Origin of the sequence: Spirosoma soli (assembly GCF_042684525.1) — a bacterium.
In the GTDB taxonomy this organism is placed as follows: Bacteria; Bacteroidota; Bacteroidia; order Cytophagales; family Spirosomataceae; genus Spirosoma; species Spirosoma soli.
Genome location: NZ_JBHULN010000004.1, coordinates 182,545 through 198,915 on the forward strand (window position 1 = coordinate 182,545; position 16,371 = coordinate 198,915).

The 16,371-nt window shown below is 49.8% G+C and carries 15 protein-coding genes; 8 read left to right on the plus strand and 7 right to left on the minus strand.

The genetic code is table 11. The annotated features are described in order from the left end of the window. Nucleotides 1-55 precede the first annotated feature (55 nt). The 3 genes from ACFSUS_RS08630 to ACFSUS_RS08640 all read left to right on the plus strand — a co-directional run bounded on the left by ACFSUS_RS08630 (nt 56) and on the right by ACFSUS_RS08640 (nt 2,704). Nucleotides 56-1,126, plus strand: coding sequence for a dipeptidase (locus ACFSUS_RS08630; RefSeq protein ID WP_381521579.1), 1,071 nt, complete (start codon nt 56-58; stop codon nt 1,124-1,126). 168 nt (nt 1,127-1,294) lie between these two features. Further along, nucleotides 1,295-2,329 carry an NAD(P)H-binding protein gene (locus ACFSUS_RS08635; protein ID WP_381521581.1) on the plus strand — a complete coding sequence of 345 codons (1,035 nt, stop codon included), beginning with the start codon at nt 1,295-1,297 and terminating at the stop codon, nt 2,327-2,329. 30 nt (nt 2,330-2,359) lie between these two features. Next, entirely contained in the window at nt 2,360-2,704 is a 345-nt protein-coding gene (locus ACFSUS_RS08640; protein WP_381521583.1) for a DUF4260 domain-containing protein, read from the plus strand. A gap of 118 nt (nt 2,705-2,822) precedes the next feature. Here the strand turns inward: ACFSUS_RS08640 and ACFSUS_RS08645 are convergent, their stop codons facing one another. From ACFSUS_RS08645 to ACFSUS_RS08655, 3 genes are read right to left on the minus strand one after another with little or no spacing between them, the layout of a single operon-like run. Next, the gene (locus ACFSUS_RS08645) at nt 2,823-3,848 is read right to left on the minus strand and encodes an AraC family transcriptional regulator (protein ID WP_381521585.1); all 1,026 of its coding nucleotides are present in this window, start codon (nt 3,846-3,848) and stop codon (nt 2,823-2,825) included. Further along, a complete protein-coding gene (locus ACFSUS_RS08650; protein WP_381521587.1) occupies nt 3,849-4,430 on the minus strand; it encodes a Uma2 family endonuclease in 582 nt (193 codons plus the stop codon). It lies immediately after the preceding gene. Nucleotides 4,431-4,434: 4 nt separating this feature from the next. Beyond that, the gene (locus ACFSUS_RS08655) at nt 4,435-5,175 is read right to left on the minus strand and encodes a helical backbone metal receptor (RefSeq protein WP_381521589.1); all 741 of its coding nucleotides are present in this window, start codon (nt 5,173-5,175) and stop codon (nt 4,435-4,437) included. A gap of 121 nt (nt 5,176-5,296) precedes the next feature. On the opposite strand from ACFSUS_RS08655, the gene ACFSUS_RS08660 reads away from it, so the two are divergent. Further along, a complete protein-coding gene (locus ACFSUS_RS08660; RefSeq protein ID WP_381521591.1) occupies nt 5,297-6,190 on the plus strand; it encodes a GLPGLI family protein in 894 nt (297 codons plus the stop codon). A gap of 51 nt (nt 6,191-6,241) precedes the next feature. Further along, on the plus strand, nt 6,242-9,262 hold the full coding sequence (locus tag ACFSUS_RS08665) for an outer membrane beta-barrel family protein (protein ID WP_381521593.1): 3,021 nt from the start codon (nt 6,242-6,244) through the stop codon (nt 9,260-9,262). 183 nt (nt 9,263-9,445) lie between these two features. Here the strand turns inward: ACFSUS_RS08665 and ACFSUS_RS08670 are convergent, their stop codons facing one another. The 3 genes from ACFSUS_RS08670 to ACFSUS_RS08680 form a co-directional block, all read right to left on the minus strand. Beyond that, nucleotides 9,446-9,820, minus strand: coding sequence for a YtxH domain-containing protein (locus ACFSUS_RS08670; protein WP_381521595.1), 375 nt, complete (start codon nt 9,818-9,820; stop codon nt 9,446-9,448). Nucleotides 9,821-10,109: 289 nt separating this feature from the next. After that, nucleotides 10,110-11,180 (minus strand): M42 family metallopeptidase, encoded by a 1,071-nt coding sequence (locus ACFSUS_RS08675; RefSeq protein WP_381521597.1) that lies wholly within the window; start codon nt 11,178-11,180, stop codon nt 10,110-10,112. A gap of 116 nt (nt 11,181-11,296) precedes the next feature. Next, entirely contained in the window at nt 11,297-11,710 is a 414-nt protein-coding gene (locus ACFSUS_RS08680) for a helix-turn-helix domain-containing protein (RefSeq protein ID WP_381521599.1), read from the minus strand. 258 nt (nt 11,711-11,968) lie between these two features. Between ACFSUS_RS08680 and ACFSUS_RS08685 the strand changes: the two genes are divergently transcribed. Further along, nucleotides 11,969-12,649, plus strand: a complete 681-nt coding sequence (locus ACFSUS_RS08685; protein ID WP_381521601.1) for a ClpP family protease — start codon at nt 11,969-11,971, stop codon at nt 12,647-12,649. A 79-nt stretch (nt 12,650-12,728) separates the two neighbouring features. On the opposite strand, the gene ACFSUS_RS08690 is transcribed toward ACFSUS_RS08685, so the two are convergent. Next, nucleotides 12,729-13,856: a cellulase family glycosylhydrolase gene (locus ACFSUS_RS08690; protein WP_381521603.1), complete on the minus strand. Its 1,128-nt coding sequence runs from the start codon at nt 13,854-13,856 to the stop codon at nt 12,729-12,731. A 385-nt stretch (nt 13,857-14,241) separates the two neighbouring features. On the opposite strand from ACFSUS_RS08690, the gene clpX reads away from it, so the two are divergent. Both clpX and ACFSUS_RS08700 read left to right on the plus strand, forming a co-directional pair. Then, complete coding sequence (gene clpX / locus ACFSUS_RS08695; protein ID WP_381521605.1) at nt 14,242-15,474, plus strand: ATP-dependent Clp protease ATP-binding subunit ClpX; 1,233 nt, start codon at nt 14,242-14,244, stop codon at nt 15,472-15,474. Nucleotides 15,475-15,638: 164 nt separating this feature from the next. Continuing rightward, a complete protein-coding gene (locus ACFSUS_RS08700) occupies nt 15,639-16,241 on the plus strand; it encodes a hypothetical protein (protein ID WP_381521607.1) in 603 nt (200 codons plus the stop codon). The last annotated feature ends 130 nt before the right edge of the window (nt 16,242-16,371 follow it).

Below are 16,371 nucleotides of genomic sequence, written 5' to 3' on the forward strand. Positions count from 1 at the left end.
CTCGTACAATTTTACAACCTGACCACGTATTGACTCACCGTTACTTAAAACGCATATGTTTACCATTGACGCCCACCTCGATTTAAGCATGAATGCCCTGGAGTGGAATCGCGATCTGCGCCAGCCCGTCGATTACCTAAGAGAACGAGAACAGGGCATGACCGACAAGCCCGACCGCGCCAAAGCAACCGTATCGCTGCCTGACCTGCGCCGGGGTAACGTCGGCCTCGTGGTTGCCACCCAAATCGCCCGCTACGTTGCCCCCGATAATCCGTTGCCCGGCTGGCACTCGCCCGAGCAGGCCTGGGCACAAACGCAGGGCCAGCGCGCCTGGTACGAAGCTATGGAAGCGGCTGGTGAGATAGTGCAGATTCTTGATCTGGCCGGTCTTGAGAATCATCTGGCGCTCTGGAATGATGGTACGCCCAATGATCTGAAACCCGTTGGCTACATATTGAGTCTGGAAGGCGCCGACTCGATTGTGACGCCCGCCTACGTTGAGCGGGCGTATCAGTACGGGCTGCGGGCTATTGGGCCAGCGCATTACGGTCCGGGTCGCTACGCTCAGGGAACCGATGCAACTGGCTTTATGGGGCCGGCTGGCCATGCCTTACTTCGCGAGATGGAACGGTTCAACATCATTCTCGATGCTACTCACCTCTGCGACGATAGTTTCTGGGAGGCTCTCGACCATTTTAATGGCTCGGTTTGGGCGAGCCATAACAACTGCCGGGCACTCGTGAATCACAATCGGCAGTTCAGCGACGAGCAACTAAAAGAACTTATCGCCCGCGACGCCGTTATTGGTGGGGCGCTGGATGCCTGGATGATGGTGCCGGGCTGGGTACGTGGCCAGTCAACCCCTGAAGGTACAAACTGTAATCTAGCCGTGATGATTGACCACCTCGATCATATCTGTCAGCTGGCCGGAAATGCCCGGCATGTTGGTATCGGCTCCGACCTGGACGGCGCTTTTGGCAAGGAGCAATGCCCGTACGATCTGGAAACAATTGCCGATTTACAGAAAATTCCGGATTTGCTCCGGCAACGCGGTTACACGGATGGCGATATTCGTGGCATCATGCATGGCAACTGGCTTCGGTTTCTGCGCCAGGCGTGGAGTTAGTAGCCTGGCCGGGCTGTCGAACCAGCAGCTACCCGGACCAGCGTGGAGCCGCCCGTGCGGTCCAGGCTACACTTTTTCGTAATTCGTCACTCGCTTTTCATGTTTCGTCATCGACCTGCTGGGGAGAGAGCCTGACCTTTGTTGTGTACTAATTAACTCACAAACGTCATGAACACAACTCCCAACAAAAGCTCAACAAACAGCCTCATCTTAGGCGCTACCGGTAGTATTGGTTATGCGGTCACCACTAACCTACTGGCTCGTCAGTTGCCCGTTACCATTCTGGTACGCAATAAGGCCAAAGCGGAGGCTTTATTCCCGAACGCATCGACGCTTACCACAGTGGAAGGCGATGTGCAGAATACGACTCTGCTCAACGGCATAGCAGCGGACAAAACGCATATCTTTCACGGTATTAATTATCCTTACCACCAATGGTTTGGAAATATGCAGGCTGTTACGCAAAAAGTAATTGATGCGGCTTCACTGAACTCCGCTACTGTTGTTTTTCCGGGTAACATATACAACTTCGGCAATCGTAAAGAGCCCATTCGTGAAGACAGTCAGCCCAGACCCATTACCAGAAAAGGGCAATTGCGTGTCGAGATCGAAGCCATGCTTGAGCAGGCTGCCCAGGTTGGCCGTTGCCGGGTACTGAATGTTCGTTTGCCTGACTTCTGGGGCCCCAACGTTCTCCATGAGAGTGTGGCACCTATTTTTGAAGGAGCGCTGCATGGCAAGGCGCTTCCCTGGTTGCTAAACGCCGACGTACCTCATCAGGCAGTATATACCCCCGACGCGGCTGAAATTATAGCTCGGCTTATGCTGCACCAACCTACTCAGTTACCCGTAGCGCCCTACGAAGTCTGGAATTACGGCGGGACTGTTTTGCCTTCAGCACGTGCCTGGTTCGGGCAAATCAGTGAACTGGTAGGTAAATCTCTAAGCACACGGGTTTATAGCCGGTTCACAATCAGCTTTCTGGGGCTGTTTATCCCGATCCTGCGCGAAGTAAAGGAAATGTTGTATCTCTACGAAAACACAGTTTTGCTAGATGATACAAAAGTACGGGAAGCCTTCCCTGATTTTCGGCCAACACCTATGAGACAAGCGCTGACAGACACGTTGAGTTGGTTCGCTCAGCATCGGTTACAGCGTTCATTTACACCTGTTTCAACCGCAAATACTCCCGTAGTAGCTTAGTCAATAATCATTTATAACTCGTTCAATCCAATGAAAACCTTACTCAAACTCGAAGAATTAGCTTTGTTTCTAGGCTGCATTTATTTGTTCTCCCGGCTAACGTTCGCCTGGTGGTGGTTTCCAGCCTTGCTGTTATTACCCGATATAAGTATGATTGGTTATTTAATTAACCCAGCCGTCGGCGCAGTGACTTACAATCTAGTGCATCATAAAGCGCTGGGTATAATTATCGGGTTGGTTGGCCTGATGATGGGCAATCAAACGCTGATGCTGGCAGGGATTATACTCGTCGCCCATTCCAGCATGGACCGTGTAGCAGGATATGGCCTGAAATACTTTGATAGTTTCAAGCATACGAGTTTAGGGACGTTGTAGCGTGCCGTAGCGTGGTCGGAAACCCGCATAGCCCAAAGGTTAAGTTGTGGCTGGCAATCTCGCTTAGCAATTCAACTAACGGTGCGCGGGGTTTCCCCGCAACGGCGGACCGCCCGCCTTAGGCAACTTGGGCCGCCATGCGATACGCACCTGGGGTTTGCCCAGTCCATTTTTTGAATGAACGGAAGAAAACGCTCGGCTCGGCGAAACCCAATAAATAAGCAATGTCGGTGGTACTTAAGTTCGGCTCGCGCAGGTGTTTGACCGCCAGCTCTTTCCGGATGCCATCCAGCAATTGCTGATACGTTGTGCCTTCGTCTTTGAGGTGGAGTTGAAGCGTCCGGATGCCCATAGCCAACCGGTCGGCGACCGTGGCCAGGGTCGGCTCTTCGCCTTTCATAAGCGTAATGATTTCGGCTCGGACGCGGGCACTGAGCGTAGGTTTATGAAGCCGCTGTAAGAGATCGTCAGCGTGTTGATTAAACAAGGTGAACAGGCTGGGGCTGGCGTTCATAATCGGAGTGTTGAGCAGCGCAGCATCCAGCACCATCGCTGTTACATCGGCATCGAACGACAGTTGAGCAGGACTGAAAACCCGTTCGTGTTCGGTTATATCCAACGGACGAGGATACGAAAAGCGAACCTCACGGGCGGTTATGTGTAATCCGGTCATCGCCCGAATGGCGGATAGGTAAATTGACAGCTCTGAGTTTACCGCATAGGCTGGATAGATAATGTCAGGACTGATTAATTCAAGTGATAGAATATACTGTTCGCCTTCCTGGTGACCTACCGTCCGGATACCTTCGCAGACAATGTCCTGATACTGGCATAATTTCTCAAAGGCTTTGCCAAGTGTAGGACAGTGCATCATAACGTAGGCCAAAACACCAACACCGGCTGGATTAATCATTTCCCCCAGTTTTAGTGCAATGTTTGGATCACCCGTGGCGGCTACAATCTCGCGCCACAGCGCTTGTACCTGGCGAATCGCAATCCGGCCATCGGGATCACGAAGTTGATCGGTACTAACACCGATCGATTGGGCCAACTGCTCGGCATTGGCCCCTTTTTGCCGGGCGGCAAACAAGATCAGGTTAACCGAAGCAACCGAAAGGGTATGGTCAGTGAGCGGTACGTTCATCTAGCGAAAGATTCGTTCGTGGGGTACAAGCAGGTCAGGGAAGATGCGGCACGGAATATTCCCCGACTCATACACGTCGACCAACGCATATTCGCCGTTTTCTAGGGTGTACACGTTCACTGCTTTCTCTACCGGCTGAACAATCCAGTATTCCCGGACGCCTGCTTCTTCGTACAGGTTATATTTCTCGTTGAAATCATGTTTGGCCGTTCGGGGCGACGTAATCTCGATAATCCAGTCGGGAGCGCCCATACAGCCGTCATCATCTAACATGGTTAGGTCGCATATTACACAAATATCAGGCTGAATAACGGTGTAGATCTGATTCGGCTTTTTTCGATTCTGCACCGGCAGTCGTACATCAAATGGCGCGTCGTATACTTTACAGGGTTTATCCTCAAAATATTGTAAAAGAGTATATTCCAGATTTACCGATGCGTCCTGATGCTTACGTTTAGGGGCCGGAGACATTCGATGCAGTTTACCTTTGATAAGCTCAACGCTCTCGTCAAACTGCCATTTCAGATAGTCGGCGTAGGTATAGGTGCCCTTAGGATCGAGCTGCGAAATGTCCGTAATCATAAAGTTAGTTGGCAATTTGCTTATGCAAGTTCTTAAAATAATCGGCCGCCCGCAACAACCGACTTCCGTACCAGGAGAATAGTTCACCATCGACAATCAGCACCCGCGACGAAGGGCAGATAGCCTCAAATTCAGGGATGTGTTTTTCGATGAATGGGTACGGCTCCGACGACAGGAAGATCAGGTCAGGCTGGGCTGCCCGCAAATCGTCAGCCTTTATGTCTGGGTAACGCGTGCGATTAGAAAAGATATTCTGGAATCCGGCTCTTTCCAGCATCGCATGAATAAACGTATCGTTAGCTGCTACCATGTAGGGGTTGCGCCAGATGAAATAAGCAACGGTTAGTCGTGGGGCGGTGGGCAAAGGGCTGAGCGTTTGTTCAATCCATTGTGCTATACTTTCGGCAGCTTCCTGTTTACCTACTAATGCTCCCACGTCCCGAATCATCGCTATCGCATCAGGCAAGGTGGCCATGTCGGTGACGTGGACTCGGTAATGCCGTTGAAGTTGTTCAATCTGGTCGCGCGTGTTTTCTTCTTTATTGGCAATGATCAGGTCGGGTTGCAGCGCGTGAATTCGGTCGAGATGCACCGTTTTGGTGCCGCCTACAATGGCTTTATTTTTGACTTTATCAGCCGGGTAAACGCAAAATTTGGTAATGCCAACAACCTCTTCGTCCAGGCCGAGGTCGAAAAGCAATTCGGTTTGCGAAGGGACTAATGAAACAATGCGGTTGGGAAACATTATAAGCTATTTGGAAGCTGAAAATAGGCGTTCGGCATTGATTTAACGACTTTTAGCAACGTTTTGGTAGAGAGTTGAGTAATTTGTGCAACGTTTACTTTCGTAAACTGCTCCTTTCCCTATGAAATTTCTTGTCACTCTCGCTGCTACTGGTCTGCTTGCTCTTTCGGCATGTGGCCAAACGCCCGTTTCCGGTAAAATCACCTATGAAGGAATGCGCCGGATCGATATGTCGCAGATGCGCACGGTTGTCAATGGCCAGGAGGTGAGGCCCGGCAGTCCGGGTGCTCCTGACGCCCCCGAAGGCGGCTCAGACCGAGTTATTTCGTTTACACAGAAGTTGGTTTTTGCCGGGACAATGGCCAGGGAAGAACGTGATCGGCCTCAGAACTTTATGATGCGCCGGATGGGCGATCAGGGAGCGGGTGGTTCAGGCCAGCGTGATGGACAACCGCGCACCATGAACATGACGCCCCCTTTTGAGCAAACAACGTTTCTGGATCTGGCCAATCGGAAGGCCATTGAAGTGATGACCGTCAAGAAAGATTCGGCTACGCAGACGTATCGGACGGAACGCTCGATGCCCGCGGCCGAAGGGTGGCAATTGTCCGACAAGACTAAAAAGATTGCGGGTTATGTTTGTCACAAGGCCACCGTTACGCGTCGGATGTCCAGAAGGCAGGGCGGGCCTAACAGTAATGGCGCTGCTGCTCAAAGTAGCGATAACGCGCCCGAAGAGACCTACACAATCTGGTATACCACTGATCTGCCCTTCACGTATTCGCCCGTTGCCCGGCTAACCCCCGAGAAAGGTGTTGTGCTCCAGATCGAGTCGGATAGCGAGTCGTTTAAAGCGACCGGAGTTTCTACCGAAGCCGTTGCTGAAGCTACTGTACAGCCTCCCAAAGAGGCCAAACCTATTTCTGATGAAGAAATGAGTCAACTACGTCGGAGAACTATGGCCGACTTCCGGCAGAAGATGATGAATGCTGGTGCCTTCCCAGGCCGAAATTAATTCGGTGCATCAGCTACCCAATGAAGTGTGTGATCGGCAAATCAACGGTTTATGAAACAACTACTCTACAGCTTTTTCTTTATAGCCTGTATATCCATACTTAGCAGCCAAAACTTTGCCCAGGCCCAATCGGGTGCAATCCGTGGGACGGTGGTCGACTCCGTAACTCGTAAACCGTTGCTCGAAGCGTCGGTGTCTTTGTTGTCGGGCCGTGATTCGTCGCTCGTTACGTTCGGTATTACCGATGGCGATGGGCACTTTACATTCCCCAAAGTAGCCGAAGGGCAGTATCGGGTACTGGTCACTTATGTCGGCTATCGAAGTAAAGTCCGACGGGTATCGGTCACCAGCGCGACCCCGGCAGTCGATGCTGGTACGCTGGACCTGGTCGCCCAATCGCAGACGTTGGGCGAAGTGCAGGTACAGGGCGAACGGGCGCCTATTGCCGTCAAGGGCGATACGCTGGAGTTTAACGCTGGTTCGTTTAAAACGAGGCCCAACGCGCAGGTAGAGGAACTGCTCAAAAAACTCCCCGGCGTTCAGGTCGATCGCGATGGAACGGTTACGGCACAGGGCCAGGCTGTTAAGAAAGTCTTGGTAGATGGTAAGCCATTCTTTGGCGATGATCCGAAAATGGCGACGCGTAATCTGCCCGCTGATATAATTGATAAGGTTCAACTTTTCGACCAGATGTCGGAACAGTCTGCCTTTTCGGGGGTGGACGATGGCAACCGTGATAAAACGATTAATATCACGACCAAGAAAGACAAGCGTAAGGGCAGTTTCGGTCAGGAGTCCATTGGCGTAGGACCAAAGCCGGGCGATAATGCTCGTTATAACGGTCGGGTGAGTCTTAACCAGTTCAACGGTAGTCGTCAAATTTCTGTGTTAGGCATGGCCAATAATATTAACCAGCAGGGGTTTACGGCGCAGGATTTAGGTCTTGGGGGCAGTTTTGGCGGGGCTGGTCAAGGGCAGGGCGGTGGTGGAGGAAGTAACGTAATTCGCGGTGGAGCTGGGGGCGGCAATTTTGGTGGTCAGAATCAGGTAGGTAGCAACGCCATTACCCAGTCGTGGGCCGGTGGTCTTAACTACCGCGATGCGTGGGGTAAAAAAGTTGACGTGGCGAGCAGTTACAACATCTCGAACACCAATACGTTCACGAACCAAAGTAGCCGCCGGGAAAACGTGCTGCCGACAACAGATGTTGTAAACGGTGGAACGCCAGCCCGGACAGATTCGTCGTTTGTGCGGTATCAAACCAACGGATCAACAAACAGCAATACCAACAACCGCGCTAATCTACGACTTGACTACCGGCTTGATTCATTAACCACCATCCGGTTGATTCCAAGTGTGTCGTGGCTCAATTCCAGCTATAACAACACCAGCCAATCCCGTACGCTCAGTGGCCCAGACACGACCAACACCAGTAGCACGAACTATCGGTCGACAGGTAATGGCCTTAACGCGAATAACCAGCTGTTGTTGTTTCGTAAATTTCGGAAACGCGGCCGTACGGTATCGCTGAACTGGAACGTATCGGCTAACGATCAGGAAAATATAGGCTTTAATCAGTCGCAGAATCGATTTGTCCGGGCCAATACTCCGCTTTCTACAACGGCTGTGTCGACTACGGCCGTTTCTGGAACGGCAACGCCTGGTAGTCAGACTGCCGTTAATGGATTATTTGATAGAAATATCAATCAGCGCAGCAGTCAGCAAACAAACTCAATGACGAACAGCATCAACGTGAGCTACACGGAACCGCTGTCGCTGCGGCAAACGCTTGAATTTCATTACACGGTTTCCATGAACCGCAACACGTCAGACCGTATCGTCAATGATCGCAACGAATCGACTGGGCAGTACGACAGATTTAATACGCTACTCAGTAACAGCTTTATAAACACCTTTAACACCAACCGAGGTGGCGTTACGTGGCAAACCCGACGGCTGAAATATTCGTACTCACTTGGCCTCGATGGGCAGCAAACCAGCATGCGTTCAGATAATGTTAGGAGCGATACAAGCCTTGGTCGAATAGACATAAGCAGGACATATACTAGTCTGTTGCCCAATGCAATGTTTACCTATAACTTCGCCAGGAATCGGGCGCTTCGTATTAACTACCGTACCCGTATCAATGCGCCCAGCGTGAATCAGTTGCAGCCAGTTTTCAATAACACAAATCCGCTGAATATTCAGACAGGGAACCCAAGTCTACAGCCGGAGTTCAACCAGACTTTATCACTAAATTTCAATCGGTTCGAGCCGAACACGTTTCGAAACCTGTTCGCTTTTTTAAACATCAGCCGCACTGATAACAAAATTGTTAATTCAACAACGTTTACTCAGGCCGGGGCACAAACGACGCAGCCCATAAATACGGACGGGTACTATACCGTAAACGGGTCGCTGGTGCTGGGACAGCCTGTCAAATTCGGTGAGCAGAAAGCGAATCTGAACTTCACAACCAATGTGACGTATAACCGGGGTACGAGCTTTATCAATAACCAATCAAACCAGTCCCGGAACTGGTTTGTGGGCCAGGGCGTGGGGATTAGCTCAAATTTCACCGAGAAACTAGACCTTAATTTAGTCGGTAACATCAATCTCCAGTCGGCGAAGTACTCGCTGCAACCGCAGCAGAATACAACGTTCCTCAACCAGACCGTTACGTTGGATGTATTCTACCAACTGCCGTTCAATTTCACCATCTCCACAGATGTATATTATAATCGCTACGGTGGTAATTCGGCAAGCTTTAATCAGTCGTTTACGCTTTGGAACGCAACCTTAGCCAAGCAGTTGTTTAAACAGAAGCAGGCCGAGTTGCGCTTTCAGGCGTTCGACTTGCTGAATCAGAACCGCAGTATTGTCCGGAACGTAACCGATACGTATGTAGAGGAGGTGCAAAGCCAGGTGCTGAACCGCTACTTCATGGTGAGCTTCGTGTATAACCTGCGGAATTTTGGCGCTGGCATTACACCACCCCGCGACCCATTTCAAGAACGCGGTTCAGGAAACCGGGGAGGACGCGGACAAGGAGGAGGTTTCCGCCGGAATTAGTGCTGTTAAAAGAGAGACTATTCGTTTTCGCAAAAAATCTACGCTCCAGCGTGTTGGTCTGAACAATATCAGATCGGTCGGCTGGAGCGTAGATTTTTTGGTACCAGTCAGTACCGGTACCAAAAAATCGTATAAGGTAATCTTATGGCGAAATAGCAAACTATAGTACAAGCTACCCGCAATTTATTCCGGAATGATCTGAGCTTTATGTTCACGCCGTGTTTGATGCGTTGATGAAGGTAACGACTGGTCATCGGACGGCGCGAGAGGCTTTGGGGCCCGATTGAGCTGATAATCGAATTTACCTGTATCGGTCATCCGCTCTTTGTGATTTTTCTGCTGTTGAATGTAGTTGTTAACCTGCTCTTTAACTTGTTCGTAAGCAGTCATCAACTTCTCTTTCAAACCTGGGCCAGACGAAGAATCACCTGATTGGGTACGTTTATCATACTCACTTTTCAACCACTGGCGAGACTCGCGACCAGTGCGCGGAGCCGTCAATAAACCGATCGTTACGCCGGTTGCAATGCCAACAAAAAAATCACGGGTGCTACGCATCGTCGTAAGTGTTTAAGAGTGAACTATTTTTATAACACTGCAAAATTTCATGCCAGCGTGAGCAGCAGCGTTTTACTTTGAATTAAAGGGTTGATATATAAATGGTTAAAACATTGGGTGAAGGTAGCCTCATCAGGTTTTAAGCATACCACATGAGGACTAGTTTCCCCATAGATTGTGCATTCATATCGCCGGTTGGGTTGCCGCTGCATTAATTGCGTTGACGTTCTGATTGGCACAAAAAAAGAGCCCAATTGCAGTTGGACTCTTTCGTATGTGTTCGCTATGACTATTTAATGTACCGAAAATCTTCGCCACCCTTCAGGGCCAGTAGCGTCTCGTACATAAGCTTGATTACGTTCTGAACATCGTCCATGTGGACGGTTTCAACAGTCGTGTGCATATACTTCAAAGGCAGTGAAATCAGGGCAGAGGCAATGCCTTCTGTGGCGTACGCAAAAGCGTCAGTATCAGTGCCGGTTGAGCGACTAACCGCCTGACGCTGGAACGATATGTTCTGCTGCTCAGCTACGCCAATCATAAAATCAAGCACGTTGTTCTGCACCGCCGGGCCGTAGCATAACACAGGGCCATCGCCACATTTCAGATCACCCTGCTCTTTTTTGTCGTATTTGGGCGATTGAGTGTCGTGCGTGACATCGGTGCAGATGGCCAGGTCGGGGCGAAGCCGTCGGGCAATCATTTCGGCCCCACGCAGGCCAATTTCTTCCTGAACCGCGTTGACGATGTAAAGCGTGAAGGGGAGTGTTACGTTGTTTTCTTTAAGCAACCGGGCCACTTCCGCAATCATGAAACCCCCCATGCGATTGTCCAGCGCCCGACCCACAAAATAACGCCCGTTTAACTCCATAAGCCCGTCGGAGAAAGTGCAGACCGTACCGACGTGAATGCCCATGTCGAGTACTTCCTGTTTCGTAGCGGCACCTACGTCAATAAACAAGTCTGTTACTTTGGGAGCCGTGTCTTTGGCCAGATCACGAACGTGGATGGCCGGCCAACCGAACACACCGTCGACAACGCCTTTCTTGGTGTGCAGGTGAACCCGCATTGATGGCGCAATGAGTGCATCGGAACCGCCGTTTCGCCGAACAAAGAGGTAGCCGTCGTCGGAGATGTAATTCACAAACCACGAAATCTCGTCGGAGTGGGCTTCAATAACGACTTTGTAATCTTTACCCGGCCCGATAACACCCACTGCCGTACCGTAGGTATCGACAATGTACTCATCGGTATAAGGCTTGAGGTAATCCAACCAGATCTGCTGTCCCGACGACTCGAAGCCGGTCGGAGAGGCATTGTTAAGGTACTGATAGAGGAAGTTTCTACTTTGTTCGTTCATTCGTTTTTAAATCTATACCCCGCAAAACCGAATTGAGCAGAAAAAGCTGGGCCGTTTCTACACATCATTTGCGTTCCTGCTGCAAGGTAAATGACTCTTCTGTTTTGACAAAAGAATCAGAATCCAATCCGTTCCCGTTTCTGCTCGACGCCCATTGCTCTGGCGATTTCCATAGCGATGCGGTCATCGTATTTGCGTTTCCAGTAATCGGCTTCCAGGCGAAGCTTGTCTAGCTCGACCTGCTGTTTTTCGAGCGTCAGCCGGAGGGTTTCGAGTTCGTGGTTAGTCACTTCAACCGGTTTGTCGTCAACAACTTGCGCAGTAATGGCGTCGTCGGTGAAAAGCGTAACGGGTGGAATGTTTAAGGCGTTGGCAATCTGAGCCAGCCGGGAGAGGGTCAGGTCGGTTTTACCACGCTCAATGTCGCCGTAGGCCGTAGTGGACAAACTCAGTAAGTCGGCCATGTTTTCCTGCGATAAACCGCGCTGGAGTCGTAGCAGCCGTATCTTTTCTGCGATGGATGCCTTCATATCAAGTAACAACGATAAAATCTAAACTAAAACCGACACTGATTTTCGGGATGATAACGCAATTTTGCATCGTTAGGTGCAAGATAGCGTTAAACACGAAGAGAACTGGGGTTTCACAGAGGCTACGGAGTTATATCACATAAACTCTGAAGGTAAGCTTTGAGATCTCTGTGAGACCTCGGTTCTCTCCGTGTTCAAATTAACCGAAACTTACATTAATCGTTATTCGTTTTTAAACTTAAAGAGTAAACCCAATTTATGAATTACGAAAAAGAATTCCGCAAGTTCGCCGTGCACCATATGGGCCTCAATGGCCTAACTGTGGACGGTTACATGAACCACACCGTCGAAAATATGACGCGCTCGGTCATTGAAGAACGCCCGATGAACTTCCGTGAGGTAGACGTATTCTCGCGCCTGATGGCTGATCGTATTATTTTCATGGGTCTGCCCGTCGACGATAACATCGCTAACATCATTGTAGCGCAGCTGTTGTTCCTGGAGTCGGCCGATCCAAAGAAAGATATTCTGATGTATTTGAATAGCCCCGGTGGATCTGTCTACGCCGGTTTAGGGATTTACGACACCATGCAGTACGTTCGTCCTGACGTGGCCACGGTTTGCACGAGCTTGGCGGCTTCAATGGGAGCCGTACTGCTGGCCGGTGGTGCTGCCGGCAAACGGTCGGCGTTACCGCACGCCCGGATCATGATTCACCAGCCATCGGGCGGTGCGCAGGGGCAGTCGGTGGACATCGAAATCACGGCTCGTGAAATTGTTAAGTTACGGGAAGAACTGTATCAGATTTTAGCTGATCACTCGGGTAAGAGCGTCGAGCAGATTGAGAAAGATTCGGATCGCGACAAATGGATGCGGGCTGAAGAAGCTAAAGAATACGGCTTAATCGATGAAGTGTTACGTCGGGAAAAAACGGCGTAGTTCAGCCATCATTAGTCAGACAAAAAAAGCGTAGCGGGTTCGGCCCTCTACGCTTTTTTATTGTTGTCCTTGTGAGAAATTAAGGATTCGCCAGCTTCATCGTTTTGGATTCTGTCAGGAGAGAAGGGTTGCCGGTTAGTTGGCGGATAACGGCGACCTCCTCTGAACTGTATACAGAACCATCGGGCCGGAAGATGTCATGAAACCAGATTTTAGGTTCTTCTCCGCTAGGCATGGGGGCGTCCCAGGCATAAACCGTGTTTGTTTTTCCTTTCACTAACCCCCAGTTAATGGCCCCTACGTTATACTTTTTAAACACGGGTAAACAAGTCTGAAACGTGCTGTTACGTGTACGGGCCATATACTCGGTGCAGATAATGGGCCGTCCGGTTTTCTGAAGGTCCTCGATTGCTTCTTCTAACTTGGAGGCCTCCTGGTAATCGTGAAAGGTGATAATGTCGGAGTTTGCTCTTATTAAATCGTTGGAACGGCGATGATCATTCCAGGAACCAACTGTTATGGGTTGGCTTGGCCTGACAACGCGCGCCCACTCGAATGTCTTGGTTAACAAGGGCATCACATCATCCATGTAGCCTGAGTTCGTTGGTTCATTATACAGATCCCAGGCAATCACACGCGGATCATGGGCAAAAGCTGATATGACACCTTTCGTGTAGCTTTCCAGACCATGCCAGGTTGATGGGTCTTTGAGCCGCTTGGTGCCGGGGGCGCGTACCCAGCCCGAGTTGTGAATACCGGGTTTGGGAGTCGGTTGCTTGCCTAGGGCAAACTCATCGTTCCAGCACGAATCGAAGAGCACAAACATAATCTTGATTTTGTGCCTGTCAGCAATCCGAAGAAATTGGTCGATGCGCTTCTTAAAACCTTCGGCATCATTTTCCCACAAAAGATTATGCAGAAATACGCGCATGACGTTCATACCGACTCCTTCAGCGTACCCCAGTTCACGATCAATGGTGACCGAATCAAAGGAGTCAGCCTGCCACATTTCCAACTGGTTGATCGCAGTACTTGGAGTGAAGTTAGCGCCTACCAGCCAGGGTTGCTTAGCGTACCATGCTTTGGCTTGCTCGGGCGTCCACCGGCCAGCAAATACGGTTGGCTTGGTGGGATAGAAGTGCTTCCAAAGCCAGAACGAACCCAGTAGCACTAAAGCTACGAGTAAGGATATAGATAAATTTTTCATGGAATAATGATGGGAGACGAAGTGCAATATAAATCAACAACCAAGACTAAGCCAATGCTCTTATTAAAAGGTCAATATTTTCAGTTAATACGTAGACTTACGAGCGTAATGGGTTGTGCAACAGGCAATCAGAGGGGATATTAAGCGAAGGAAGTGCGATCTGATTCGGGCCACCCTCCACAAATCAAGGCTTTTGCATTTGGCCATCTCACGACCGATTAATAACTTTGTTTACTGCTGACGACCCGGGTTCGCCTGGGTCGTCTTTATTTACCAGAACAAAAGTAACAAAGGACCTAAAAGAACCGTTAACCAAGCCCAGGTAAGGCCCATTTTCAGGCGTTTTATCTGTTAAACAACCAGCCCTTTTACTCTGCAAACGTACATGCCACAAATCAGTTGCTCGTTCTGCGGACGGCGCAAAAACGAGGTGATGCTGCTGCTGTCAGGAATCGACGCGCACATCTGCAACTACTGCATTGAGCAGGGACACCAAGTGGTGTTAGAAGAAATGCGCCCTCAGCGTAGTGAACCGGCCGAGGTAAACATTAACCTCATAAAGCCAATAGATATGAAGCATCACCTTGACCAGTATGTAATTGGTCAGGACAATGCTAAAAAATCTATTTGCGTTGCTGTCTACAATCACTATAAGCGGCTAATGCAGCCCAAGACCAACGATGATGTGACGATTGAAAAATCGAACATTATTATGGTCGGTGAAACCGGTACCGGAAAAACATACTTAGCCCGCTCCATTGCGAAAATTCTTGAAGTACCATTCTGTATAGCCGATGCAACGGTCATCACCGAGGCTGGCTACGTGGGGGAAGACGTCGAGACGATTTTGACGAGGCTCCTGCAGGCGGCCGATTACAACGTCGAAGCGGCCGAACGTGGCATTGTTTATATTGACGAGATCGACAAAATTGCTCGTAAGGCGGATAACCCCAGCATTACCCGCGACGTTAGCGGAGAAGGTGTGCAGCAGGCTTTACTGAAGCTGTTAGAAGGTTCGGTCGTAAACGTACCACCCCAGGGAGGACGTAAACATCCCGATCAACGGCTGATTGCTCTGAATACCGAAAACATCTTGTTTATCTGCGGGGGCGCGTTTGACGGCATTGAGCGGCATATTACCAAACGGATCAACACCCGGCCCATTGGTTTCTCGGGTGACCGACGGCTCAATGATACCTTCGAGAAGGGACATTTGATGCGTTATATTTCGGCCCTCGACCTGAAATCATTCGGATTGATTCCCGAGCTTATTGGGCGGTTGCCGGTGCTGACGCACCTTGAACCTTTAGATCGTGCGGCTTTGATGCAGATCCTGACAGAACCGAAGAACGCGATCACGAAGCAATACGATAAGCTTTTCCAAATGGAAGGTATTACGCTCCATTGGGACCCCAGTGCACTGAATTATATTGTTGATCAGGCGTTGCAGTATGGGCTGGGGGCTCGTGGACTCCGCTCGATCTGCGAGTCTATCATCACCGATGCCATGTTCGAGATGCCATCGCAATCAGGCGTTAAAGAGCTCATCGTCAGTCTGGAATATGCCCGTGAGAAGTTCGGAAAATCCAGTACGTATCAGTTACGCTCAGTGGCCTAGTCTGTCGAATAGAATGGCAAAAAACAAGCCCCGATTTCACAGGAAATCGGGGCTTGTTTTTTGCCATTTACTCGGAATTCTTCATTTGTGTGTAACAAAGCAACAAGCGTTCAGTTTATCCCTTGATAATTAATCTGTTACATTCATTATAACGTATGTTACTTATGAAAATCAGTACTCAACGCCTTTTAGGTGGCTTGTTGATGGTTAGTTTATTTACTGCCTGCAGCCGTCCAGTAGCTTATTTTCAAAAAAGTTCACGGGAGCATTTTGCAACAGCACCGGCTACGCCAGTGGCTTCTCCTATGCTAGAAACTCCCGCTGCACCGTCAGTCCAAACGCCAGCATTAGTTACTTCCCCTGCCGAACAAGTTGCCCAGGCGAAGGCGGCCTTACATCAAATGGATGCACTGGTTAGTAGCGATAGTAAGCTAGCGAGTGACAAATCATTACAAAAGCGGTTGGGTCGCGTTCGGACAATGCTGGCCTCTGCTTCGACAAGTTCAGCCTTGACATCGGCAGCAACCAACAAATCGCACAAAGCAAACCTGATGGAGCGGATGGTGCTGAAGAAAATGAATAAGAAAATCAACAAGCAACTGGCACCTAGCAATCCGAACAAGGCAATGGCTAATACGGGTGTTCTGGCCGCTGGAGCCGTCCTGGTCATTGTGGCGCTTATTTTATTATTAACAGGAGCTAGCTCTACCCTCGGAGTAATTTTATTACTAGCCGGAGCGGTTGTCTTATTAGTTGGTCTCCTGTAAATTACAGGGTGTTGATAATCAAATTAATACGTTGATACCTTTTAGCTCTATTGATAAAATAGGTAAAAAGGTATCAACGTACTTAAGCAACTGCGTTCAATCAAATTTTTTTGTCAATCCACAACAAACC